Origin of the sequence: Lysobacter capsici (genome assembly GCF_014779555.2) — a bacterium.
Lineage (GTDB): Bacteria > Pseudomonadota > Gammaproteobacteria > Xanthomonadales > Xanthomonadaceae > Lysobacter > Lysobacter capsici.
This window is the reverse complement of record NZ_CP094357.1, coordinates 2,416,234-2,435,829: the sequence shown is the minus strand read 5'-3', so window position 1 is coordinate 2,435,829 and position 19,596 is coordinate 2,416,234. Positions and strand designations below refer to the sequence as shown.

The 19,596-nt window shown below is 66.7% G+C and carries 20 protein-coding genes and 1 tRNA gene; 9 read left to right on the top strand and 12 right to left on the bottom strand.

The annotated features are described in order from the left end of the window. Nucleotides 1–40 precede the first annotated feature (40 nt). Complete coding sequence (locus IEQ11_RS10290) at nucleotides 41–196, bottom strand: class III lanthipeptide (protein ID WP_157753924.1); 156 nt, start codon at nucleotides 194–196, stop codon at nucleotides 41–43. A 923-nt stretch (nucleotides 197–1,119) separates the two neighbouring features. Continuing rightward, nucleotides 1,120–1,998, bottom strand: a complete 879-nt coding sequence (locus tag IEQ11_RS10285) for a LysR substrate-binding domain-containing protein (protein WP_228464449.1) — start codon at nucleotides 1,996–1,998, stop codon at nucleotides 1,120–1,122. A 103-nt stretch (nucleotides 1,999–2,101) separates the two neighbouring features. Here IEQ11_RS10285 and IEQ11_RS10280 point away from each other — a divergent pair, with 103 nt between their 5' ends. Beyond that, nucleotides 2,102–2,722: a LysE family translocator gene (locus IEQ11_RS10280; RefSeq protein ID WP_191820977.1), complete on the top strand. Its 621-nt coding sequence runs from the start codon at nucleotides 2,102–2,104 to the stop codon at nucleotides 2,720–2,722. 69 nt (nucleotides 2,723–2,791) lie between these two features. Here the strand turns inward: IEQ11_RS10280 and IEQ11_RS10275 are convergent, their stop codons facing one another. From IEQ11_RS10275 to IEQ11_RS10265, 3 genes are all read right to left on the bottom strand, one after another. Continuing rightward, a complete protein-coding gene (locus IEQ11_RS10275) occupies nucleotides 2,792–3,547 on the bottom strand; it encodes a tRNA(His) guanylyltransferase Thg1 family protein (RefSeq protein ID WP_191820976.1) in 756 nt (251 codons plus the stop codon). Next, nucleotides 3,544–4,002: an AAA family ATPase gene (locus IEQ11_RS10270; RefSeq protein ID WP_191820975.1), complete on the bottom strand. Its 459-nt coding sequence runs from the start codon at nucleotides 4,000–4,002 to the stop codon at nucleotides 3,544–3,546. The genes IEQ11_RS10275 and IEQ11_RS10270 overlap by 4 nt, the downstream gene beginning before the upstream one ends. A 92-nt stretch (nucleotides 4,003–4,094) precedes the next feature. After that, the gene (locus tag IEQ11_RS10265; protein ID WP_036103231.1) at nucleotides 4,095–4,952 is read right to left on the bottom strand and encodes a PA4780 family RIO1-like protein kinase; all 858 of its coding nucleotides are present in this window, start codon (nucleotides 4,950–4,952) and stop codon (nucleotides 4,095–4,097) included. 96 nt (nucleotides 4,953–5,048) lie between these two features. Between IEQ11_RS10265 and IEQ11_RS10260 the strand changes: the two genes are divergently transcribed. Continuing rightward, nucleotides 5,049–5,759, top strand: a complete 711-nt coding sequence (locus IEQ11_RS10260; protein ID WP_191820974.1) for an rRNA pseudouridine synthase — start codon at nucleotides 5,049–5,051, stop codon at nucleotides 5,757–5,759. 115 nt (nucleotides 5,760–5,874) lie between these two features. Then, entirely contained in the window at nucleotides 5,875–7,083 is a 1,209-nt protein-coding gene (gene fabV, locus IEQ11_RS10255; RefSeq protein WP_191820973.1) for an enoyl-ACP reductase FabV, read from the top strand. 127 nt (nucleotides 7,084–7,210) lie between these two features. On the opposite strand, the gene IEQ11_RS10250 is transcribed toward fabV, so the two are convergent. Continuing rightward, nucleotides 7,211–7,780 (bottom strand): hypothetical protein, encoded by a 570-nt coding sequence (locus IEQ11_RS10250; protein ID WP_191820972.1) that lies wholly within the window; start codon nucleotides 7,778–7,780, stop codon nucleotides 7,211–7,213. A gap of 397 nt (nucleotides 7,781–8,177) precedes the next feature. Here IEQ11_RS10250 and IEQ11_RS10245 point away from each other — a divergent pair, with 397 nt between their 5' ends. After that, nucleotides 8,178–8,675 (top strand): hypothetical protein, encoded by a 498-nt coding sequence (locus IEQ11_RS10245; RefSeq protein WP_191820971.1) that lies wholly within the window; start codon nucleotides 8,178–8,180, stop codon nucleotides 8,673–8,675. A gap of 93 nt (nucleotides 8,676–8,768) precedes the next feature. Here IEQ11_RS10245 and IEQ11_RS10240 read toward each other — a convergent pair. After that, a tRNA-Ser gene (locus tag IEQ11_RS10240) sits at nucleotides 8,769–8,858 on the bottom strand. Nucleotides 8,859–9,010: 152 nt separating this feature from the next. Further along, nucleotides 9,011–10,036, bottom strand: coding sequence for a LysR family transcriptional regulator (locus tag IEQ11_RS10235; protein WP_148650328.1), 1,026 nt, complete (start codon nucleotides 10,034–10,036; stop codon nucleotides 9,011–9,013). Nucleotides 10,037–10,145: 109 nt separating this feature from the next. Here IEQ11_RS10235 and IEQ11_RS10230 point away from each other — a divergent pair, with 109 nt between their 5' ends. Beyond that, nucleotides 10,146–10,724 (top strand): FMN-dependent NADH-azoreductase, encoded by a 579-nt coding sequence (locus tag IEQ11_RS10230; protein WP_191820970.1) that lies wholly within the window; start codon nucleotides 10,146–10,148, stop codon nucleotides 10,722–10,724. Between the two features lie 254 nt (nucleotides 10,725–10,978). Then, entirely contained in the window at nucleotides 10,979–11,638 is a 660-nt protein-coding gene (locus tag IEQ11_RS10225; RefSeq protein WP_191820969.1) for a hypothetical protein, read from the top strand. An 81-nt stretch (nucleotides 11,639–11,719) separates the two neighbouring features. Here IEQ11_RS10225 and serS read toward each other — a convergent pair whose 3' ends face one another. Beyond that, nucleotides 11,720–13,012: a serine--tRNA ligase gene (gene serS / locus IEQ11_RS10220; RefSeq protein ID WP_036109753.1), complete on the bottom strand. Its 1,293-nt coding sequence runs from the start codon at nucleotides 13,010–13,012 to the stop codon at nucleotides 11,720–11,722. Nucleotides 13,013–13,183: 171 nt separating this feature from the next. Here serS and IEQ11_RS10215 point away from each other — a divergent pair, with 171 nt between their 5' ends. The 3 genes from IEQ11_RS10215 (at nucleotide 13,184) to IEQ11_RS10205 (ending at nucleotide 15,600) form a co-directional block, all read left to right on the top strand. Then, the gene (locus tag IEQ11_RS10215) at nucleotides 13,184–13,858 is read left to right on the top strand and encodes an energy transducer TonB (protein WP_191820968.1); all 675 of its coding nucleotides are present in this window, start codon (nucleotides 13,184–13,186) and stop codon (nucleotides 13,856–13,858) included. 238 nt (nucleotides 13,859–14,096) lie between these two features. Then, on the top strand, nucleotides 14,097–14,714 hold the full coding sequence (locus IEQ11_RS10210; protein ID WP_191820967.1) for an energy transducer TonB: 618 nt from the start codon (nucleotides 14,097–14,099) through the stop codon (nucleotides 14,712–14,714). A gap of 427 nt (nucleotides 14,715–15,141) precedes the next feature. Continuing rightward, nucleotides 15,142–15,600: a hypothetical protein gene (locus tag IEQ11_RS10205; RefSeq protein WP_191820966.1), complete on the top strand. Its 459-nt coding sequence runs from the start codon at nucleotides 15,142–15,144 to the stop codon at nucleotides 15,598–15,600. Between the two features lie 266 nt (nucleotides 15,601–15,866). On the opposite strand, the gene aroA is transcribed toward IEQ11_RS10205, so the two are convergent. Genes aroA through pheA form a run of 3 tightly spaced genes read right to left on the bottom strand, consistent with a single transcriptional unit; the run spans nucleotide 15,867 to nucleotide 19,596 of the window. Further along, on the bottom strand, nucleotides 15,867–17,213 hold the full coding sequence (aroA, locus tag IEQ11_RS10200; protein ID WP_191820965.1) for a 3-phosphoshikimate 1-carboxyvinyltransferase: 1,347 nt from the start codon (nucleotides 17,211–17,213) through the stop codon (nucleotides 15,867–15,869). Further along, nucleotides 17,210–18,385 (bottom strand): histidinol-phosphate transaminase, encoded by a 1,176-nt coding sequence (hisC, locus tag IEQ11_RS10195; RefSeq protein ID WP_191820964.1) that lies wholly within the window; start codon nucleotides 18,383–18,385, stop codon nucleotides 17,210–17,212. Before hisC ends, aroA begins: the two co-directional genes overlap by 4 nt. After that, nucleotides 18,382–19,596: a prephenate dehydratase gene (gene pheA / locus IEQ11_RS10190; protein WP_191820963.1), complete on the bottom strand. Its 1,215-nt coding sequence runs from the start codon at nucleotides 19,594–19,596 to the stop codon at nucleotides 18,382–18,384. Before pheA ends, hisC begins: the two co-directional genes overlap by 4 nt.

The following is a 19,596-nucleotide window of genomic DNA, read 5'->3' as shown; positions in this document are numbered from 1 at the left end:
GCCCGGGGAGGCGTTACCTCCCCGGGGCTCCGACCACGACTCAGACCGCGATGGTCACTTCGCCGCTGCACAGGCAGCCGCCGTTGCTGCTGGTCGAACAGTTGCAGCCGGCGAAGCTGCTGGTGCTGTCGGCGGCGGCGCCGTCGCTCGGATCGGCGCTGACGGCGAGTTTCTGCAGGTTCAAGATGCGGTTCATGGGTCTATCCTCCTTGAGATCATCGATTGAAGGACGCAGCGATTGCGTCCCCGCGTGATCCCGCCCGCCTCCATCCTGGAAGCGTGCAGGCGTGCCGGCTCCGGCGCGCGCTCAGTCCCGGCGTGCGTTGCATCGAGCGCCGCAGCGCTCGACTTCTCCACCGGCTGTCCATGGCCGACGAATTTCATGCGCGTGCATCCACACGCGTTTCTTCGCCCCGCCGCCTGATGCGGCCGGAACGACGAAACCGCGTAAAAACGCCTCGATTACAGCCCGAGGCCGCGTTCGTTGGGACACAGGGGAGGTGACGGCGAGCGCGCGACCGCATCCGCGGCGCGAACGCGCGAGCGCCGCGGACTCGGCGCAATCGCCGGCTCGGGCGCATCAAGCGCGATAGAAAAAGAAACGAGCGCGTCCATAGAACGAGTGATCCCTACTCGCCATCCTTATCGGCGCCGCATCACGGCGCCGCCCCTGTAGCGAGTCGCTCTGATCGCTGCGTCGCACAAGAAACCCGGACCATCGGCCTGCTTTCATGTGCGAGCGAATCACCTCGCTGTGAAGCATTCAAGCACGCGCAAACACACGCATCTGCGACATGCACAACAAATTCGGCAACGAATCGAGAACTGGTCAACACATTGCAAAACGCATTAGAGCGCGATCGGCGTTCATGTCGAATCCCGCCGCGCCGCGGGCGGTGTCGTGCGCAAGTTAAATACGATGACGGTCGCAAACCACGGATCGAACAGCGCGATGCCACCATCGTCGCTATTAGAGAACGCACGATTCGGCGGCTCATTCAGCAATGTCGATCCGCGGATGTGGCCGGCCACGGCCGTCGTGTTGCGTGCGAGCAACACCGCCGTAACGAGCTCAGCCTTCTCTCGCGCGGCCCGCACGCCCGCGCCGCATCGGCGCGCTCAGGCCTGCGAACGCAGCCAGTCGAGCAAGTGCGCGGCATCGGACTCCGGCGCGATCGGCGCCGGCGACAGCAGGTGATACGCGCTGCCGTCGGCGAGGAAACCGAACGGCGCTTCGAGCAGGCCGGCATCGATCTCGTCGCGCACCAACTGCCACGGCCCGATCGCGACGCCGACCCCGGCCGAAGCCGCCTGCAGACTGAAATAGAAATGTTCGAAACCTTGCGATGGCGCGTCGGCCAGGCCGCGGCCGCTCGCACGCGCCCAATCGCTCCACGCGCCCGGCCGGGTCGCGCTGTGCAATCGCGTGGCCCGCGCGCGCAGACGCAGGCGCGAGCCGGCGCCGCTCACGACCTGGGCGCGCAGACGCGGGCTGCACACCGGGCCGATCCGTTCCTCGAACAGGAACTGCGCATGCACCCGCGCATCGCGCTCGAAATCGTCGCGCCGGATCGCCAGATCGACTTCACCGAAACCGACCGGCCCGCCGCCGGCGACCAGTCGCAGCGCGATCCGCGGATGCAGGGCATGAAACGACGGCAGCCGCGGGATCAGCCAACGCATCAGCAAGGTCGGTTCGCACGACAGCACCAGCACCGGCGAGCGCGACGTGCTGCGCAGCTCATGCACGGCCGCGGCGAGTCCATCGAAGGCCGAGGCCGCCGCATCGCGCAACCTCGCCCCGGCCGCGGTCAGATGCACGCGCTGGTTGCGACGTTCGAACAAGGCCACGCCGAGCGCGTCTTCGAGCGAACGCACCGCGCGGCTGATCGCGCCGTGGGTCAGGTGCAGTTCCTCGGCAGCGCGCGAAAAGCTGCCCAGGCGCGCGGCCGCCTCGAAACAGCGCAAGCCGCCCAGCGGAGGCAGCCACGCCCGCATCGATCGTGAATTTTTCTCACCACCATCGTGACTATTCATCGTTTGCCGCCCTGCCCGCACCCGACTAATTTAGCGCTTATCCGCCGATTCGCGATAAACCGCCATGCAGGAACTGTTAGCCGTACTCACCATCACCGTGCTGGCCGTGATCAGCCCCGGCCCGGACTTCGCGATGGTGTCGCGCAACAGCCTGCTGCGCTCGCGCCGCGCCGGCCTGCTGACCGCGCTCGGCATCGGCCTGGGCGTGTGGGTGCATGTGGCCTACACCCTGCTCGGGGTCGGGCTGGTGATCCAGCAATCGCTGCGCCTGTATGCCGCGCTCAAGATCGTCGGCGCGCTGTACCTGATCTATCTGGGTTGGAAAATGCTGCGAGCGCCCGCGGCCGACGCATCGGCGACCGGGCCCGACACCGCCGAACTGTCGGACCTGGCCGCGCTGCGCATTGGTTTCCTGACCAACGCCTTGAACCCGAAATGCACGGTGTTCATCGTCAGCCTGTTCCTGCAGGTGGTGCAGCCGAGCACGCCGCTGGCGGCGCGAATCGGCTACGGCGCGTTCGTATCGGCCACCCATGTGTTGTGGTTCGGCCTGGTCGCCTTGCTGTTTTCGGGCGGAACGCTGAAAACGCGGCTGCTGGGCGCGCGCCGCTGGATCGACCGCGCCTTCGGCACGGTGCTGATCGGGTTCGGCGGGTTGTTGGCGGGGTCTGCGCTCAGGCGATGAAACCGGCATCGCGGCGATGGCCGGCGACGCCCCCAGCGCGGTCGCCGACGACCGGATGGCGCGATGCCGTCAGATCACAAAGCCCCGCACGTACTCGGCGTACGCCTCGCCGAGCGGCAATTCGAGGTTGCGACTCAGCCGCCGGCGTTGCGCAGTGACCGCTTCACCAGTTTTGGGATGCAACGCGGGCTTGTGGTAATCCTCCCAATGGATCGCCGTGCCGCGCTTCTGCCAGGCCGGCAGATCGTTGAACTGGATACCGTGCTGGAACAGCAGCTCGTTCTTGCCGGCGGTGGACAAGCCGAGCAAGGCCTGGTTCGCGGCCTGCGCGCTGTCGCCGCGCTTGCGCAGCAGCCAATAGCAATGCGCGCTGAGCGCATTGCGATGGGCGTCCTCGTGGCGCCAGCGAAAATACTCGACCACGTTCTGTGCCGAAGGCAACTGCGACACCCGCGCGTCGAAAACACCCACGCCGCCCAGGCCCAGACTGAACTTGGCGCTGGCCTCGCCGGCCAACACCGATATCAGCTTGCGGGTCTTGCGACCGAAGCTGTTGTCGTCCTGGCGCAGCAGCAGCGAGATTTCATCGCTCTGGGTATAGCCGTACACCGCGCCGACGCCGCACTCCATCAGGTGGGTGACGGTGTCGAGCATCAGGTCGCGAAAACGCGGGTCGAACGGCGCTTCGAACGGCCAGGTTTCCTTGGTCAGGCGGGTAAAGTTCTTGCCGTCCAGTCGCACCACGACATGCAGACCGGGCAGGACGCAGTGGTCATGAGCGGTTTCGTAGACGCGCATGCGCGCATCGAGATTTTCGAACTTCATCGCGCGCCTTCGTTTTCAGATTCATAGTCGATCACGATGCAGCCGCCGTCGCGCACCTGCACCGTGTAGAGCTGTTCGAAACCTTCCGCCCAGGCGGGCGGCTGCAATCGTTTCAAGGTCGCGCGTATCGCAATTTCCGGCACCCGCGCCTTGCCCTCGCGCTGGGCGTTGCGCGACAGCAGGTCGTCGTAGGGTACGTCGAAGTAATAGCCCCGCACCGCGAAACCTTGCTCGCGGGCCTGGGCGATGTAAGCGACACGTTCTTCGCAGGTCGGGTTGGTGTTGTCGACCACGAAGCGCTGCTTCATCTCGAAACAGGCGCGCAACAACAGCCGCTCGCGATGGCGGGTCTTGAGCATGTCCAGGTTGACCCGCACGTGGGTGGCGAAGAACCGGTCGAGATAGAAACGCGACTTGCCCGCGCCCTGGGCGCCGATGAACAGAACCATTTCCATGCCGCGCCGCATCCGCCCTGACCGTATAAGCCACGACTGTACCGGAGCCGGGCGGCATTGCACCGCCCCGAACGTGCTCGAAGCGATGCCGCCTAATCCGCCTCGGCCGCCGCCTCGCGCCCCTGCTGCCGGATCAGCGCTTCCTCGCGCGCGTCGTTGATCGCGTGACGCACGCTGTCGACGTCCACCGCCGATTCGTCGTGCACGAACACGCCGGTCAGTTCGCTGTCCGGGTGCAGATCGCCGGCCACGAACAGCGCCCACATTTCCTCGCCGTACCAGGTGTCGAGCAGTTCCGGCGCCCATGCGCCCAGGCTGGCGGTGAGGTTGTTGACGTCGCGCAGCAGCATGGTGCGCGCGGCGTTGTTGCCGGCCGCGCTGACCACCTGCGGGAAATCGATGATGACCGGGCCATCGGGCGCGACCAGCACGTTGTATTCGGACAGATCGCCGTGGATCAGGCCCACGCACAGCATCTTGACCACCTGGCGCACCAGGAAGCGGTGGAAACCGCGCGCCTGGTCCGGCGCCAGCTCGACCTCGCCCAGGCGCGGCGCCGAATGGCCGTCGGCGTCGGTCACCAGCTCCATCACCAGCACGCCGTGGAAATAGCCGTGCGGCTCGGGCACGCGCACGCCGGCCTCGCGCAATTGGTACAGCGCGTCGACCTCGGTGTTCTTCCAGGCGGTTTCCTGCTGCTTGCGGCCGTACTTGCTGGCCTTGCCGATCGCACGCGCCTCGCGGCTGCCGCGCACCTTGCGCCCTTCCTGGTACTGCACGCGCTGCTGGAAGCTGCGCTGGGCCATGTCCTTGTACACCTTGGCGCAGCGGATCTCGTCGCCGCAGCGCACGACATACACCGCGGCTTCCTTGCCGCTCTTGAGCGGGCGCATCACTTCGTCGATCACGCCGTCGTCGATCAGCGCCTGCAAACCGGGTGGAGTCTTCATAGCGTCCTGTGAGTGAAGCCGTCGCCGGTTGCGGGGGATTTCCGGCGCGACAGGCGTATATCTTTACACTTGCCGCTTCCCACATCGACTTTCCTCATGTCCGAACCCGTCCGACTCGACAAATGCCTGGCCGAATTGATCGGTTGTTCACGCGCGCAGGCCCAGCAATACATCGAGGGCGGCTGGGTCCGGGTCGATGGCAAGGTGGTCGAGGAGCCGCAGGCGCCGATCGTGGCCCAGCGGGTCGAATTGGACCCGGATGCGCGGGCCGAGCCCGCCGAACCGGCCACGATGCTGCTGCACAAGCCGGCCGGAATGCCGCTCAACGAGAGCGCCCGGCTGGTCGTGCCGGTCAATCACACGCAGGGCGATCTGTCCGAAGTGCGCCTGCTCAAGCGCCACTTCCAGCACCTGGCCCCGCTGATGGCGCTCGATGCCGATGCCAGCGGGCTGGTGGTGCTGACCCAGGACCCGCGTGTGCGGCGCAGGCTGAACGAGGATTACGCCCAGCTCGAACAGGAGTTCGTGGTCGAGATCAGCGGCCAGCTCGCGCCGTACGGGCTGAAGAAGCTCGCCCACGGCCTGAGCTATCGCGGCCGCCCGCTGCCGCCGTGCAAGGTCAGCTGGCAGAACGAGACGCGGCTGCGGTTCGCGGTCAAGAACGTGCAGCCGGGCCAGTTGCGGCATGTCTGCGCCGAGGTCGGGCTGGAGGTGATCTCGACCAGACGCCTGCGTATCGGCCGCATTGCGCTGAGCAAGATGCCGGTCGGCGAATGGCGCTATCTGCCGGTAGGCGAACGTTTCTGAGGCCGATTCGCCGGCGCCGCCGCGCGCCGTCCCGCGCGCCCTGCCCGGCCGCGCGCGCATTCGTCGATGGCAGGTACTAAACTGCCGGCCATCGCCCAGTGACGAGGTAATCGAGTTGATCATTCAGCCCAAGGTTCGCGGCTTCATTTGCACCACCACGCATCCGCTCGGCTGCGAACTCAATGTCCGCGATCAGATCAACGCCACGGTCGCCCGCGGCGTGCGCGCCGACGGCCCGAAGAAGGTGCTGGTGATCGGCGCGTCCAGCGGCTACGGCCTGGCCGCGCGCATCAGCGCCGCGTTCGGTTTCGGCGCCGACACCCTCGGCGTGTTCTTCGAAAAACCCGGCACCGACAAGAAGCCCGGCACCGCCGGCTGGTACAACTCGGCCGCGTTCGACAAGTTCGCCAAGGCCAAGGGGCTGTACAGCAAGTCGATCAACGGCGACGCCTTCTCCGATGAAGCGCGCGCCCAGGTCATCGAACTGATCAAGAACGAAATGGGCGGCCAGGTCGACCTGATCGTCTATTCGCTGGCCTCGCCGGTGCGCAAGCTGCCCGGCGGCGGCGAACTCAAGCGCTCGGCGCTCAAGACCATCGGCGAGCCCTACACCTCGACCGCGATCGACACCAACAAGGACACCATCATCCAGGCCACGGTCGAACCGGCGACCGAGCAGGAAATCGAAGACACCGTGACGGTGATGGGCGGCCAGGACTGGGAGCTGTGGATCGACGCGCTCGAACGCGCCGACGCGCTGGCGCCGGGCGCGCGCACGGTCGCCTTCAGCTACATCGGCACCGAAATCACCTGGCCGATCTACTGGCACGGCGCGCTCGGCAAGGCCAAGGTCGATCTCGACCAGACCGCGCAGCGGCTCGACGCGCGCCTGAGCCAGAAAATCGGCGGCGGCGCCAATGTCGCGGTGCTCAAGTCGGTGGTGACTCAGGCCAGCTCGGCGATTCCGGTGATGCCGCTGTACATCTCGCTGGTGTTCAAGGTGATGAAGGAAAAAGGCCTGCACGAAGGCCCGATCGATCAACTCGACCGCTTGTTCCGCGAACGCATGTACCGCCAGGACGGCCAGGCGGCGGAAACCGATTCGGAAAACCGCCTGCGCCTGGACGACTGGGAACTGCGCGAGGACGTGCAGAGCGAATGCAAGGCGCTGTGGCCGCAGGTGACCACCGAGACCTTGTTCCAGCTCACCGACTACGCCAGCTACAAGCACGAATTCCTCAAGCTGTTCGGCTTCGAGCGCGACGATGTCGATTACGGCGCCGAGGTCGATCCCGAGGTCACGTTCGACTGCATCGAGCTGTAATCGCGAAACCGGGCCTCACGCCTCCGGCACCCTGCGACGCGGGGTGCCGGCACTGATTTGCCGATCGCTTCAAGCCGAGGCCGCGACTGACCGCCGCGACATCGCACGCACGCCGATGCGCGGATCGCTACAAGGTATCGACGATCCGCCGCCGGCTGCTCTTGAGTTGCTTGCGCTGCTGCACAAGCTTGTCGCGGAAATAGTCGGCCGACGCGAGAATCGCCGCCCGCGCCTCGTCTTTCTGTCCCGCCGGCGCCGCGGCCAGCCGCGCGGCCAAGTCCTGAAACTGGCCGATCAACTCATCGAGATCGTCGATGACCGCGCGCTCGCCGTTTTTTAGATGCTCGATCAATTGCGGGATCTCGCGATACGAATCCAGCGACACCGAGAATCGAGTGGGATCGAACAACTGCCCGAACTTGTCGGCCAGCTGATACAGCCCCGCGCAGATATGGTGCTCGTGGTAACTGCCCATCAACTTGGACCGCGCGTCGTACAGATAGGCGGCGAGTTCGTGATCGTCCCTGGAAAAGCGCACCCCGACCAGATACGAATCGGCCAGCGACAACGCCCGGTCGAGCTCGTCGGCCAACTGCCCGGTCACCTCACGAATCTGCTGTCGCGCCGCGGCATTGGCGCCGGCACCAAGGGTGACGAGGGATTTAGCCGCTTCCAGAAACGCCTTGATCGTCGACATGTCGCATCCTTGGACGGGTGATGACCGGATCGGCTCGTACGGCGGCTCCGCGCCGTCGGCTCATCCGCGATCTCTCCCATGCGGAAACGTGACGCTAGGCCGGAAGCGGTCAGCCCTCGCCCGCCACGCGCCAACACGCCATCGCCGGCATGCGGGCGATGCATAGCGATCACTCACACCGTATCGAGCGTTGCGAAGCGGCACGCCTCACCCATCTTCACTCTCCAACGCGAATCACGTTCGCGCGATCTTGCCGCTTCCTAAGCTGGCCTCGGCGATGCGGCACGCCGCCAGGGACCGCACGCAACCCGGGCCCGTCGCACACGGCCATCGTCCCGCGATCGCCGCTCGGGTCGTGCGCCCGGGAAGAACTTCCCTCTCGCCAAGGAGACCTCGCATGAGCCGCATGATCGCCACCCTCTGCCTTTTCGTTCTGGCCGCGGTTTGCAGCACCGATGCATCGGCCAAGCAGCACTTCGTCCGCCAACAGGGCGATACCTGCGGCGAGGACTCGAAAATCGTCGCCACCTGCGCGGCGGGCCTGAGCTGCAAGGGCGGTTATTGCGAACAGGACAGCTACCTGTCCGCGGCGTCGGCGAGTTGCCGCGACATCATGATCAAGGCCGGCGTGATCGGCGCGCGCGAGACCGTCTCGGTGCATGACGGCTTTTGCTACAAGCACTGCGACCGCATGTACGAACGCGCGATGGCCGCCAGCGAAGTCACCGCCCGCCTGCTGCTGCGTGTCTCGGCCGGCTCGCAAGCCTTCGCCGAGGAATTCACGAAATTGTCCGACTCCGAAAAAGCCGTATTCAAGGCCGCCGAAGACAAATGCGACTCGTGCGGCAAGCAATGCACGATCGGCGCGGGGTTTCTGGGGCGCGGCGGGTATTGATCGGGCAGCGCAACGACGAACTGCGCAGTAACCACCCGGGCCGTCGCGTAGCTGCGACGGCCATATCGCGAGTCGCCTCGAATTTTCCAGGAATGGCGGAGAGAGTGGGATTCGAACCCACGGAAGGTTTAACCCTTCGGCGGTTTTCAAGACCGCTGCCTTAAACCACTCGGCCATCTCTCCGTAAACGCAACTTCCGGGTACGCACGAAGGCGCTACGCGGCGATCGATCATCGCGCCTTCGGCGGCCATGCCGAAACGCTGGATCGATCAGGGACGGACCATTGCGGCGCCATCCCCATGCGCCCGGCCTGCACCGGGCGCGGGGCATTCTCTCATGCCGGAGCGGAAATCTTCACCGGCTTGTCGTGCTTCTTGCCGTCGCGGCCGGCGATGCTGTCGGGGCACGGCACGCCCTTGATGTCGCTGCATTGCAGGCGCGCGGATTCGACCAGGGACGGGGCCTTCTCGGCCAGGAAGTCGATGAACACCCGCACCGCCGGCAGCAGGCCGCGGCGCGAGGCGAACACGGCGTGGAAGATGCCCTGCGGCAGGCGCCAGTTCGGCAGCACCACTTCCAGTTCACCGCGGCGCACGGCCTCGGCGCAGACGGTCTCGGGCAGCAGGGTGATGCCCACGCCCTGCTCGGCCAGCGCCATCAGCATCGGGAAATCGAAGCCCATCACCCGCGGCTTGAGTTCGACCTTGCGCACTTCGCCGTCCGGGCCGTGCAGTTCCCAGCGCTGGCGGGCGTCGTCTTCGCTGATGCTCAGGGTGACGTGATCGGACAGTTCGTCGGGATTGGTCGGCCGGCCCATGCGGGTCAGGTACTTCGGGCTGGCGACCAGCAGTTCCTGGATCTGACCGAAGCTGCGCATCACCAGACTGCCGTCGTCGTCGAGCTTGGAACGCACGCGCAAGGCGACGTCGATGCCTTCGTTGATGATGTCGACCCGGCGGTTGCTGACGTGCAGCTGCACGCGCACCTGCGGGTACTTGGCCAGGAATTCGGGCAGCAGCTTGGGAATCTGCTGCTGGGCCAGGCCGACCGGCACGCTGACCCGGATCACCCCGCGCGGCTCGGCGCTGAGGCGGTCGACCACTTCGCGCGCGGCCTGGGCCTCGGCCAGCATCGACTGGGCGTGGCGATAGACGCTGTTGCCGACTTCGGTGACGGCGAAACGGCGGGTCGACCGCTGCAGCAGGCGCACGCCCAGATCGGTTTCCAGCTGGCTGATGCGGCGGCTCAGGCGCGACTTGGGAATGCCCAGCGCGCGTTCCGCGGCGGCGAACCCGGCGTGGTCGACGACCATCGCGAAGTAGTACAGGTCATTCAGATCGTGCATGACGAAAGTTCCAATAATAGAACAATTAGTGATATTGAAGCAGCTTTATCCCACTGACGCAACGATGCAGACTTTGCTCCAACGCGGCGAGGCCCGCATCAGACGACCCATCGAGGTCATAGACATGAAGCTCCTGCACATCGATTCAAGCGCTCTGGGCGCAAATTCCGTGACTCGCGAGCTGTCCGCCGCGGTGGCGACGCGGTGGCTGGACGCCCTGCCCGATCTGAGCATCGATTACCGCGACCTCGATGCCGACCCGATCCCGCATCTTACCGGTCGTTCCCTGGCCGGGACCGATCCGGCCGAAACCGAGGCTTCCGCTCATATCCTGCAACAATTCCTGGACGCCGACGTGATTGTTTTGGGCGTGCCGATGTACAACTTCGGCATTCCTTCCACGCTCAAGGCGTGGATCGATCGGGTCGCGGTCGCGGGCAAGACCTTCCGCTACACCGCCGACGGCCCGGAAGGCCTGGCCAAGGGCAAGCGCGCGATCATCGTCAGCGGCCGCGGCGGCCTGCACAGCGGGCAGCCCAGCGATTTTCAGGAGACCTACCTGCGTCACGTCCTGGGCTTCATTGGCGTGACCGATGTCGAGTTCGTGCGTGCCGAAGGTGTGGCTTACTCGCCACAGCATCGTGCCGACGCGCTCGCTGCGGCGCACGCTTCCATCCCGCTGCCGCAACGACAGGCGGCGTGAAGCTCTCCGCGCTTGTCCCGCGAGTCCCGTGTCCCACCGTGTAAGTGCAAGGCCGGCGTTCCCTCCCCCATGCCGGCATTGGCCGGGTCCTGACGGGCCCGGCTTTTTTGTGGGTGTCGATTTTGTTCGCGGGAATACCGCTCTGTCGCGCCTCACATGGATTGCGGCAGTTGCGCTTGAACGCCTCGCAGCTCGAAGCCAACGTTCGAAGGGCTGATAACTTATTAGCCTGACAGCCCGGGACCGCATCGAGCATGCACCGCATCGTGGCGATGACCCTTGTTGCTGGGCTGATCCTGGCCATGTCCGGCTGCGGCAGAGGAAATCTATCCGTCGGGGCCGAAACTGCGACCTCTCAAGAAGCACAGCCGCCCCCGCCTCCCGACGTAGGAGACATTGCGCATTTCCATGGTTGCGCCGAGCTTCCCCAGCGCAAGCTGTCTGCTTACGAAGACTGCCTGGTTGGCCGATTGAAAAACCAATGCACGGCGGCCGCGGACTGCGTCCTCACCTGCCTGGCGAGTCCGCACGGACACCGTGTTGGCGGCGGTTGCGATCACGTCTGCTACGGCGACAACGTGCGGTTTCAGTCGAAGGATCGCCCCACGGCGATGGACGAATGTCGGGAAACGACATCAATCGCCAAACGTCAGAACGCTGCGACTGAAGGAAGCCGCCAGACCGAGAGCTTCTTGACTCGCGAAGAGGGACTGGCGATCGCTCGCAAGGCCGCCACGGCCCACGGCTACGATCTTGAGCGCTACTCGCTCGACGCGTTTGGTCGCGAGCTATCGGAAGATGGCGGCCAATGGCTGTTCGGCTTCCTTTGCAAGCCTGTGCCTCCGCCCGGCTGCACGTTCCTGGTCGTCGTGGACCGACGGAGCGGAATCGCGGAGGTATTTCCGGGCGAATAAAAATCGCCCGCCACCGTTTATGTCGAAGGGGCGGCGTCGGTAATCCGGACAGGATCTCCCGCACCCACCGCCATCGCGCCATCAAACCAGCGTTTCGACCCCACCCATGTACCGCCGCAGCACCTCAGGCACCGTGATCGAACCATCGGCGTTCTGATAGTTCTCCATCACCGCGATCATCGCGCGGCCGATGGCGACGCCGGAGCCGTTGAGGGTATGCACCGGCTCGGGCTTGCCGGTCGCCGGGTTGCGCCAGCGCGCCTGCATGCGCCGGGCCTGGAAGGCTTCGCAGTTGGAGCACGAGGAAATCTCGCGGTAGCTGCCCTGGCTCGGCAGCCACACTTCCAGATCGTAGGTCTTGGTCGCGGAGAAGCCCATGTCGCCGGTGCACAGCAGCATGCGCCGGTACGGAAGGCCGAGGCTTTCGAGCACGACCTCGGCGCAGCGGGTCATGCGCTCGTGCTCTTCGTAGCTCTGGTCCGGCCGCGCGATGGTGACCAATTCGACCTTCTCGAACTGATGCTGGCGGATCATGCCGCGGGTGTCGCGGCCGGCGCTGCCGGCCTCGGCGCGGAAGCACATCGAGTGCGCGGTCATGCGCAGCGGCAGCGCGGACTCCTCGAGGATTTCGTCGCGGACGATATTGGTCAGCGGCACTTCCGAGGTCGGGATCAGATAACGCTTGCTCGCCGCTTCGCCTTCGCCGACGTGGGTCGCGAACAGATCGTCCTCGAACTTGGGCAACTGGCCGGTGCCGCGCATCGCGTCGGCGTTGACCAGCAGCGGCACGTTGGTTTCCTGGTATTCGTGCTGCTCGGTGTGCAGGTCGAGCATGAACTGGGCCAGCGCGCGATGCAGCCGCGCCAGGCCGCCGCGCAGCACGGTGAAACGCGCGCCCGACAGCTTGGCCGCGGTCTCGCCGTCGAGCCAGCCGTTGCGCGCGCCCAGTTCGACGTGGTCCTTGACCTGGAAGTCGAACTCGCGCGGGCTGCCCCAGCGGTGCTGCTCGACGTTGCCGCTTTCGTCCGGGCCGAGCGGCACCGAATCGTTAGGCAGGTTTGGGATGCCCAGCGCGATCGCCTCGATCTCGGCCTTGATTTCATCCAGACGGGTTTCGCCGCGCTTCTGCTCGTCGCCGAAGCTCGACACCTGCGCCATCAGATCGGAAACGTCCTCGCCCTTGCTCTTGCGCTTGCCGATCTCGCCCGACAGCTTGTTGCGCGAGGCCTGCAGTTCCTGGGTCCGCACCTGGACCATCTTGCGTTCGCTTTCCAGCGATGCCAGCGCCGCCGGATCGAGCAGATAGCCGCGGGTGGCGTGCAGACGGGCGGCGAGTTCGGCGGGCTGTTGGCGCAGCAGGGTCGGATCGAGCATGGCGGTGCCGGAGGACGTGGCGGGAGAACCGCAGATTATCGCGGCTGGCGGGGTTTTTAGCGAACTTCATGGCGCCGCGCCGCGAACCCGCGCCACCCGCGTTCGGCGCGGCGCGGCGTTTCGATGCAGAATGCGGAGCATCACGAATCAGATCCACGAGCAGCCGGCCCCATGTCGACACCGTCCCCCGCACCTCGCCGTTCCTTCAATTTCGCCGCCTGGCTGCCGTCGGGCAAGGCGTGGCTGTGGGTCGTGGGCGCGTTCGCCATCGGCCTGGCCCTGTTCGCCTGGGTCTGGTCGAGCAACCGCAATCGCGGCGATGGCTTCTATCGCAGCGGCGACACCCCGCCGACCAGCGCGCAACCGTTCTATGCGCCGCTGCCCGCGCCGGCCTCGGCCGATGGCGAGGGCGTGGCGCCGGCTCCGTCGCCGCAGCCCTCGCCCGCCGCGGCCGGCGACGAGCCGCAGGACACCCCGCAACTGGTCGAAAACCCGAACCCGCCGGCGCCGCCGCAGAGCATGCCGAACGCTCCGCAAGCGCCGGCCGCGTCGAACGCGGCCTCGGGCGCGCAGACCGCGGCCTCGCCGCTGCCGGGCAATCGGCCGCCGCAGTATCCGCCGGCCTCGCTGCGCCGCGGCGAAGGCGGCACGGTGCGCGTTCGCGTCGAGGTCACCGAACAAGGCGGCGTCGACGGCGTGGACGTGGTCGAAGGCAGCGGCTCGCGCGCGCTCGATCGCGCGGCGCTGAGCGCGGTGCGTTCCTGGCGCTTCAAGCCGGCGATGCGCGGCGGCCAGCCGGTGGCGGGCGCGGTGATCGTGCCGATCACGTTCAATCCCAATCAGTGAGGCTCGGGACGGGAATCGGGAATCGGGAATCGGGAATCGGAGAAGCGTCTCGTCCCCGTCTCGATGCCGTCCTCTACGTTTTGTGAAGCACCAACTCGCGGATCGCGCGTATCTGCATTTGCACAAGCCTGTCGCGCGACTGAACCGCATGTGCGCGCTGTTCACCACCGGCTAACGACAGCGCTAAGAAGCTCGGCCTCCGATCCCATCCCCCGGGGACGGTCAGAAGGAGGCCGACATGAGCACCACATCACATTCCATCGATCCCAACGCGCCCGATCGCGACACCCCGCCGGCCCCTGAGGCCGCCGCGATCCAGGCCGCGCCCAGCCGCACCGGCCTGTGGCTGCTGATGATCCTGCTCGGCGCGACCTTCCTGGGTTGGTATCTGTACGGCAAGCGCGCTCCGGTCGCGCCGCCGGCGCCGTTGCCGCCGATCGTGGCGCTGCCGCCGCTCGATCGCGGCGCGAACGATGCCGGCGCGATCGCCAACGCCGCGAACACGGCGAACACGGCGAACAAGCCCAATGCCGCCAAGCCCACGCCCAGCGCCAAGCCGGTCGCGGCCAAGCCGCGCGCGACCCAGGCCCGCCCGATCGCCAGCCGCAGCCCGGAACCGCGTTATCCGGCCGCGGCGCTGCGTCGCGGCGAAGGCGGCACGGTGGTGTTGCGAGTGAACGTCGGCGCCGACGGCGTGCCCGACGATATCGCGGTGAGCCGCCGCAGCGGTTCGCGCGATCTCGACCGCGCCGCGATGACCGCGGTGCGCGACTGGCGCTTCAAGCCGGCCACGCGCAACGGCCGCGAAGTGGCCTCGGTGGTGGAGCAGCCGGTGGAGTTTCGTCCACTCCAGTAAGCATCGAGGTGGCTGACCGTGATAGGCGGCCATGAGGGCGAAAGCTCGCATGCGGCGCCCGCGGTGTGATGCGGGGCTCGCCCGATGCGACGCTGGCCGATTCGAAAGCAAAGCGATTGAACGAATAACGGCGGCCCGCGAGGGCCGCCGTTCTTTGTTGGGACGGCTTGGCGCTTTGCCTTCGAGAACTCGCGACCAATAGCGTCTGGCTGAAACTCCCGCGCGAGCCAGCGCGGCTTCAAGGCACCGTGGCATTGGCAGGTTGTCGGGTTCAGGCCGGTCCGAACTGAGCCGAGGCCATGAGCGCGGCGGTCGCGGCCGGATGGATTCGGTGAAGCGGTGTCGTGCGATTGCGGCATGACGGTCGCCGAGCGACCGCCGCGGCGCCGCGGCGCCGGCCGGAACGACTTGTCTCAGGCTCCACCGCATGCAATCGTTTTTCGAACACCCGCACGCAAGCACGCCTTTGTCCGTCAGCGCCTACATCGCCATCGAGTTCGCCGAGCCCATCGCGATCCGCAGGCACAGATCGCCCGACTATCCGCGCACGATGTCGCTCGACTTGTCGTACTGCGGATTCACCTTGCCGGGCGGCGCCCTGGGGCTCATCGATCGCTACCGCTTGCCGCGGGTGTCCCCGCCTCACGCGCTGCTGGACTGGTCCAGGCGCATCAGCGAAGCGGAGTATCTGGAACTGATCGGGCCGCCGGACCTTGACGCACTGGCGGCGAAGCACCGAGGCCTGCGTTTCCAGCTCGACTGGCGCAAGGAGCCGGGGCACGAAAACCACTATGGCCAGGTCGAGAACGTGTTCGCGCTGATCGAGGAGTTCCGCTACGGCAATCGGGCCTTGTCGTACACGCTGACCGTTTCGGACATGGGATAGAACCACCGCCGCGCGGATTCACGGCCGCGAAAACACGAGGTCTTGTGCGGGGTTTGAGGACCGACGCGTTCGACCGGTATCGCGAACCGCTGCCTTGTCATAAGCGCAATGCTTCGGCTGCGTCGTGATCTGCGCAAAACGCGTCAAGCCCATCCCACAGACGCATCGCGGCGCCCAGGCGGCTTGAAAGGTCGGGGACTGACGAACAGCAAAACAACGACGGCGGCTCAAGGCCGCCGTCGTACAACCGTATCGGGCAACACGGCTTACCGCGCCGCGTCGACCCGCATCCCCGCCTTCGCCGCCAAGGCCTCGAAGCCCGGGAACGAAGTCGCGACATTCGCCACGTCGCCGATGCGGACCTCGCCGCTCGCCAGCTGCGCGGCGATCGCGAAGCTCATCGCGATGCGATGGTCGCCATGGCTGTCGATCTCGCCGCCATGCAGGGCGCCGCCGTCGATGATCGCGCCGTCGGGGGTTTCCTCGATCGTCGCGCCCAGCGCGCGCAGGCCGGTCGCCATGCTCGCGATGCGGTCGGACTCCTTGACCCGCAGCTCGGCCGCGCCGCGAATAACGGTGCGTCCCCGCGCCACCGCGGCGGCGACGAACAAGGCCGGGAATTCGTCGATCATGTCCGGCACCAGGGCTTCGGGTACTTCGACGCCTTGCAGGGGCGCGTAGCGCACGCGCAGGTCGGCGACCGGTTCGCCGCCTTCGGCGCGCGGATTTTCTTCGACGATGTCCGCGCCCATCAGCCGCAACGCCGACAATAGGCCGGTGCGGCGCGGGTTCATGCCGACCGCTTCGAGCAGCAGCTCAGAACCCGGCACCACGCTCGCCGCGACCAGGAAGAACGCAGCCGAGGAGAAATCCGCCGGCACCGCGACATCGGCCGCGCGCAGCACATGGCCGCCGCTGAGTTTGGCGTAACCCGGCGAGAACTCGATCGGCCAGGCGAACGCGGCGAGCATGCGCTCGGTGTAGTCGCGGGTCGGGTGCGGCTCATGGACGACGGTGTCGCCTTGTGCGTACAGGCCGGCCAGCAGCAGCGCCGATTTCACCTGCGCGCTTGCGACCGGCAAGGTGTATTCGATGCCCCGCAGGGCGCGACCGCCGCGGATGCGCAACGGCGGCAGACCGCCTTCGTCGGTGTCGATATGCGCGCCCATCGCCGCGAGCGGCTCGGTGACGCGACGCATCGGCCGCTTCGACAGGGACGCATCGCCGATCAGCACGCTATCGAAGGCCTGCCCCGCCAGCGCGCCCGCGAGCAGGCGCATGCCGGTGCCGGCGTTGCCACAATCCAGCGGTTCGACGATGCCGCGCAGGCCGTGCAGGCCGACACCGTGGACGATGCGTTCGCTCGCGCTCGGCGTTTCGATGCGCACGCCCAGGCGTTCGAACACGCGCGCGGTGGCGCGGGTGTCTTCGCCTTCGAGAAAGCCGGTGACGCGGGTGACGCCTTCGGCCAGCGCGCCGAGCATGACCGCGCGATGCGACACCGACTTGTCGCCGGGCACGCGCAGCGAGCCGCGCAGCGGCGTGCCGGTGCCGGCGTTCCAGGCCTGTTGCGCTTGCGCCTGGGTGTGCTGCGTATCCGCCGAACCGCTCATGCCAACACCTGATCCAATGCGCTCAACAGACGACGGCTCTCATCGGGCGAACCGACGCTGATGCGTAGGCAATCGGGCAAACCGTAGCCGCCCATCGGCCGCAGGATCACCCCGAGTTCGACCAGGGCCGCTTCGATCTGCGACGTACGCGCGCCGAATTCGACCAGCACGAAATTGGTCTGCGACGGAAACACCCGCAGCCCGCGCCGCGTCAGCGCATCGGCCAGGGCCGAACGCTGCTCGGCGTTGCGCGCGCAGGCCCAGTCCAGATGCGCGACGTCGCCGAGCGCGGCCTCGCACGCGGCCAAGGCCGGGCCGTTGACGTTGAAGCTTTCGCGCGCGCGATCCATCACCGCGATCAAACCCGGCTGCGCGATCAGATAACCGACCCGCAAGCCGGCCAGCCCGTAGGCCTTGCTGAAGGTGCGGGTGACGGCGAGATTGCGATAGCGATCAAGCAAGGACACCGCGCTGGCGTAATCGGGCGCATCGGCCATTTCCGCATAGGCTTCGTCCATCACCACGATCACTTGCGGCGGCACGCGCTCGAGAAACGCGATCATCGCCTCGCGGCCGAACCAGGTACCGGTGGGATTGTTCGGATTGGCCAGATACACCAAGCGCGTCTGCGGCCCGATCGCCGCGGCGATCGCATCGAGATCGTGACCGCAGGGCATCGCCGCATCGCGCGGCAGCGCCTCGACGATGCGCATGGTCGCGCCGGCGCATTGCGTCGCCAGGGCGAACACGGCGAAACCGTAACGCGAGAACACCACCTCGTCGCCGGGGCCGGCGAATACCTGCGCCAGTTGCATCAGCAGTTCGTGCGAACCGTTGCCGAGCTGCAGCTGCGCGACGTTCACGCCATGTCGCGCCGCCAGCGCGCGCTTGAGGTCGGCGCCGAGCGGATCGGGATAACGGTGCAGCGCGTGCAGCGATTCGAGGATCGCCTGACGCGCGGCCGGCGACGGGCCGTACGGGTTTTCGTTGGAGCCCAGTTCGGCGAGATTCGCCTCGCCGAAACGGCGCCGTAACGCGACCAGATCGTGACCCGGGTCGTAAGCCTTCAGGCGTTGCACGCCCGGCTGCGCGCGCGCGGCGAACCAGGCTTCGTCGAAGGCCGGGGTCGATGACGACGCCGGTTGCTGCGATTGCGCGGCCGCCTGACTCATGCGATCGCCACCGGGTAGGAGCCGAGCACCTTCACTTCATGCGCGAGGTCCTGCAGCTCGTCGAGCGCTTCGCGCATCGCCGGCTCCTGCACGTGGCCGCCGATATCGACGAAGAACGCGTACTGCCAGCGGCCGGTGTGGCCCGGACGCGATTCGATCCGGTTCATGCTCAGGCCGCGCTTGGCGAACGGCGACAGCACGTTGTACAGCGCGCCCGGCTCGTCCTTGATGAAGATCAGCAGCGAGGTGCGGTCGTTGCCCGAGGGCGTGAACAGTTCGCGGCCGATCACCAAGAATCGTGTCGTATTGTCGGGGCGATCCTCGATCGGCCCAGCGACCGTGCGCAGCCCGTAAACATTGCCCGCGCTGGCCCCGGCGATCGCCGCCGCGTCGTCGGCATTGCGCGCGCGGCGCGCCGCCTCGGCGTTGCTCGACACCGCGATCTTCTCGGCCTTCGGCAGGTATTCGCGCAGCCACGCCTTGCATTGGGCGAACGATTGCGGATGCGAATAGACCCGCTCGATGTCCTCGATCCGGCCGCTACGCGACAGCAGGTGCTGATGCACGCGCAGTTCGACTTCGCCGCTGATCTTGAGCTTGGAGGTCAGGAACATGTCGAGCGTGGACTGGATCGTGCCCTGGGTCGAATTCTCGACCGGCACCACGCCGAAATCGGCGTTGCCGGCTTCGACTTCCTGGAAGACTTCCTCGATGCTCGCCAGCGGCAGGCCGTGGATCGAATGGCCGAAGTGCTTGAACACGGCCTGCTGCGAATGCGTGCCTTCCGGGCCGAGGAAGCCGATCTTCAGCGGCTCCTGCTGGGCCAGGCAGGCCGACATGATTTCGCGGAACAGCCGCACCAGCACTTCGTCGTGCAGCGGGCCGTCGTTGCGGTCGACCACCCGGCGCAGCACCTGCGCTTCGCGTTCGGGACGGTAGTAATCCACCGCCGCGGCGAGCTTGCCCTTGGCCTTGCCGACCTGATTGGCGAACTGCGCGCGCTCGCCGATCAACTGCTGGATATGCAGGTCGATGCCGTCGATGCGTTCGCGCAAGGTGGCCAGGTCGGGACCGGCCGCGACGGGCGCGGCGTCCTCGGGCTTGGCGGCCTTGGATTTGCCGGCGGCCTTCTTGTCGCTCGCGCTCTTCGCAGCGGCGACGGATTTCTGCTTGCCGGGCTTGGCCGGCTTCTTCGTATCTTTGCTGGCCAT

What these genes read in the sequence shown, in the direction of transcription:
- IEQ11_RS10290 (WP_157753924.1), bottom strand. Translation starts at nt 196, where the DNA reads ATGAACCGCATCTTGAACCTGCAGAAACTCGCCGTCAGCGCCGATCCG.
- IEQ11_RS10285 (WP_228464449.1), bottom strand. Translation starts at nt 1,998, where the DNA reads ATGCGGGCGTGGCTGCCTCCGCTGGGCGGCTTGCGCTGTTTCGAGGCG.
- IEQ11_RS10280 (WP_191820977.1), top strand. Translation starts at nt 2,102, where the DNA reads ATGCAGGAACTGTTAGCCGTACTCACCATCACCGTGCTGGCCGTGATC.
- IEQ11_RS10275 (WP_191820976.1), bottom strand. Translation starts at nt 3,547, where the DNA reads ATGAAGTTCGAAAATCTCGATGCGCGCATGCGCGTCTACGAAACCGCT.
- IEQ11_RS10270 (WP_191820975.1), bottom strand. Translation starts at nt 4,002, where the DNA reads ATGGAAATGGTTCTGTTCATCGGCGCCCAGGGCGCGGGCAAGTCGCGT.
- IEQ11_RS10265 (WP_036103231.1), bottom strand. Translation starts at nt 4,952, where the DNA reads ATGAAGACTCCACCCGGTTTGCAGGCGCTGATCGACGACGGCGTGATC.
- IEQ11_RS10260 (WP_191820974.1), top strand. Translation starts at nt 5,049, where the DNA reads ATGTCCGAACCCGTCCGACTCGACAAATGCCTGGCCGAATTGATCGGT.
- IEQ11_RS10250 (WP_191820972.1), bottom strand. Translation starts at nt 7,780, where the DNA reads ATGTCGACGATCAAGGCGTTTCTGGAAGCGGCTAAATCCCTCGTCACC.
- IEQ11_RS10245 (WP_191820971.1), top strand. Translation starts at nt 8,178, where the DNA reads ATGAGCCGCATGATCGCCACCCTCTGCCTTTTCGTTCTGGCCGCGGTT.
- IEQ11_RS10230 (WP_191820970.1), top strand. Translation starts at nt 10,146, where the DNA reads ATGAAGCTCCTGCACATCGATTCAAGCGCTCTGGGCGCAAATTCCGTG.
- IEQ11_RS10225 (WP_191820969.1), top strand. Translation starts at nt 10,979, where the DNA reads ATGCACCGCATCGTGGCGATGACCCTTGTTGCTGGGCTGATCCTGGCC.
- serS (WP_036109753.1), bottom strand. Translation starts at nt 13,012, where the DNA reads ATGCTCGATCCGACCCTGCTGCGCCAACAGCCCGCCGAACTCGCCGCC.
- IEQ11_RS10215 (WP_191820968.1), top strand. Translation starts at nt 13,184, where the DNA reads ATGTCGACACCGTCCCCCGCACCTCGCCGTTCCTTCAATTTCGCCGCC.
- IEQ11_RS10210 (WP_191820967.1), top strand. Translation starts at nt 14,097, where the DNA reads ATGAGCACCACATCACATTCCATCGATCCCAACGCGCCCGATCGCGAC.
- IEQ11_RS10205 (WP_191820966.1), top strand. Translation starts at nt 15,142, where the DNA reads ATGCAATCGTTTTTCGAACACCCGCACGCAAGCACGCCTTTGTCCGTC.
- aroA (WP_191820965.1), bottom strand. Translation starts at nt 17,213, where the DNA reads ATGAGCGGTTCGGCGGATACGCAGCACACCCAGGCGCAAGCGCAACAG.
- hisC (WP_191820964.1), bottom strand. Translation starts at nt 18,385, where the DNA reads ATGAGTCAGGCGGCCGCGCAATCGCAGCAACCGGCGTCGTCATCGACC.
- pheA (WP_191820963.1), bottom strand. Translation starts at nt 19,596, where the DNA reads ATGGCCAGCAAAGATACGAAGAAGCCGGCCAAGCCCGGCAAGCAGAAA.